We start from the raw sequence: 2,384 nt of genomic DNA, 5'->3' as shown, positions 1-2,384 counted from the left end.
CGATAACCAAGCTGGCTCCCCAGTATGGCCGCGAGGTTGCCTTCAGTTGCCGGCCCCAGTGAACTCGCCCTTTAGGGTGGGGTGATGGGTGGCTGGTCGTTGCTTGAGAACTACACAGTGGACGCGAGCATCTGTGGCCAAGTTTTTAAGGGCGCACGGTGGATGCCTTGGCACCAGGAACCGATGAAGGACGTGGGAGGCCACGATAGTCCCCGGGGAGCCGTCAACCAGGCTTTGATCCGGGGGTTTCCGAATGGGGAAACCCGGCAGTCGTCATGGGCTGTCACCCGCTGCTGAACACATAGGCAGTGTGGAGGGAACGAGGGGAAGTGAAACATCTCAGTACCCTCAGGAAGAGAAAACAACCGTGATTCCGGGAGTAGTGGCGAGCGAAACCGGATGAGGCCAAACCGTATGCGTGTGATACCCGGCAGGGGTTGCGCATGCGGGGTTGTGGGATCTCTCTTTCACAGTCTGCCGGCTGTGAGACGAGTCAGAAACCGTTGATGTAGGCGAAGGACATGCGAAAGGTCCGGCGTAGAGGGTAAGACCCCCGTAGCTGAAACATCAACGGCTCGTTTGAGAGACACCCAAGTAGCACGGGGCCCGAGAAATCCCGTGTGAATCTGGCGGGACCACCCGCTAAGCCTAAATATTCCCTGGTGACCGATAGCGGATAGTACCGTGAGGGAATGGTGAAAAGTACCGCGGGAGCGGAGTGAAATAGTACCTGAAACCGTGTGCCTACAAGCCGTGGGAGCGTCGCGCAGGGATTCTTCTCTGCGTCGTGACTGCGTGCCTTTTGAAGAATGAGCCTGCGAGTTTGCGGTGTGTTGCGAGGTTAACCCGTGTGGGGAAGCCGTAGCGAAAGCGAGTCCGAATAGGGCGTTTGAGTAGCACGCTCAAGACCCGAAGCGGAGTGATCTAGCCATGGGCAGGTTGAAGCGGAGGTAAGACTTCGTGGAGGACCGAACCCACCAGGGTTGAAAACCTGGGGGATGACCTGTGGTTAGGGGTGAAAGGCCAATCAAACTCCGTGATAGCTGGTTCTCCCCGAAATGCATTTAGGTGCAGCGTCGTGTGTTTCTTGCCGGAGGTAGAGCACAGGATAGGCGATGGGCCCTACCGGGTTACTGACCTTAGCCAAACTCCGAATGCCGGTAAGTGAGAGCACGGCAGTGAGACTGTGGGGGATAAGCTCCATGGTCGAGAGGGAAACAGCCCAGAGCATCGACTAAGGCCCCTAAGCGTACGCTAAGTGGGAAAGGATGTGGAGTCGCAGAGACAACCAGGAGGTTGGCTTAGAAGCAGCCACCCTTGAAAGAGTGCGTAATAGCTCACTGGTCAAGTGATTCCGCGCCGACAATGTAGCGGGGCTCAAGCGTACCGCCGAAGTCGTGTCATTCGTACATGTATCCCCAACGGGAGTACGGATGGGTAGGGGAGCGTCGTGTGCCGGGTGAAGCAGCCGCGGAAGCGAGTTGTGGACGGTTCACGAGTGAGAATGCAGGCATGAGTAGCGATACACACGTGAGAAACGTGTGCGCCGATTGACTAAGGGTTCCTGGGTCAAGCTGATCTGCCCAGGGTAAGTCGGGACCTAAGGCGAGGCCGACAGGCGTAGTCGATGGACAACCGGTTGATATTCCGGTACCCGCTTTGAAACGCCCAATACTGAATCAGGCGATGCTAAGTCCGTGAAGCCGGCCCGATCTCTTCGGAGTTGAGGGTAGTGGTGGAGCCGATGAACCAGACTTGTAGTAGGTAAGCGATGGGGTGACGCAGGAAGGTAGTCCAGCCCGGGCGGTGGTTGTCCCGGGGTAAGGGTGTAGGCCGAGTGATAGGCAAATCCGTCACTCATTAAGGCTGAGACCTGATGCCGAGCCGATTGTGGTGAAGTGGATGATCCTATGCTGTCGAGAAAAGCCTCTAGCGAGTTTCATGGCGGCCCGTACCCTAAACCGACTCAGGTGGTCAGGTAGAGAATACCGAGGCGTTCGGGTGAACTATGGTTAAGGAACTCGGCAAAATGCCCCCGTAACTTCGGGAGAAGGGGGGCCATCACTGGTGATAGGATTTACTCCTTGAGCTGGGGGTGGCCGCAGAGACCAGCGAGAAGCGACTGTTTACTAAAAACACAGGTCCGTGCGAAGCCGTAAGGCGATGTATACGGACTGACGCCTGCCCGGTGCTGGAACGTTAAGGGGACCGGTTAGTCACATTTCGGTGTGGCGAAGCTGAGAACTTAAGCGCCAGTAAACGGCGGTGGTAACTATAACCATCCTAAGGTAGCGAAATTCCTTGTCGGGTAAGTTCCGACCTGCACGAATGGCGTAACGACTTGGGCGCTGTCTCAACGAGAGATCCGGTGAAATTTTAATACC

At 56.5% G+C, this 2,384-nt stretch carries 1 rRNA gene; it reads left to right on the top strand.

Features of this window, described 5'->3' with window-relative positions:
* Positions 1 to 135: 135 nt before the first annotated feature.
* Positions 136 to 2,384 (top strand): 23S ribosomal RNA (locus tag ACFQ88_RS39555); the annotation flags it as partial.

Source organism: Paenibacillus sp. NPDC056579 (assembly GCF_042793215.1).
Taxonomy (GTDB): domain Bacteria; phylum Bacillota; class Bacilli; order Paenibacillales; family NBRC-103111; genus Paenibacillus_S.
The sequence above is the reverse complement of the archived record's forward strand: the minus strand, read 5'-3'. Positions and strand labels throughout refer to the sequence as shown.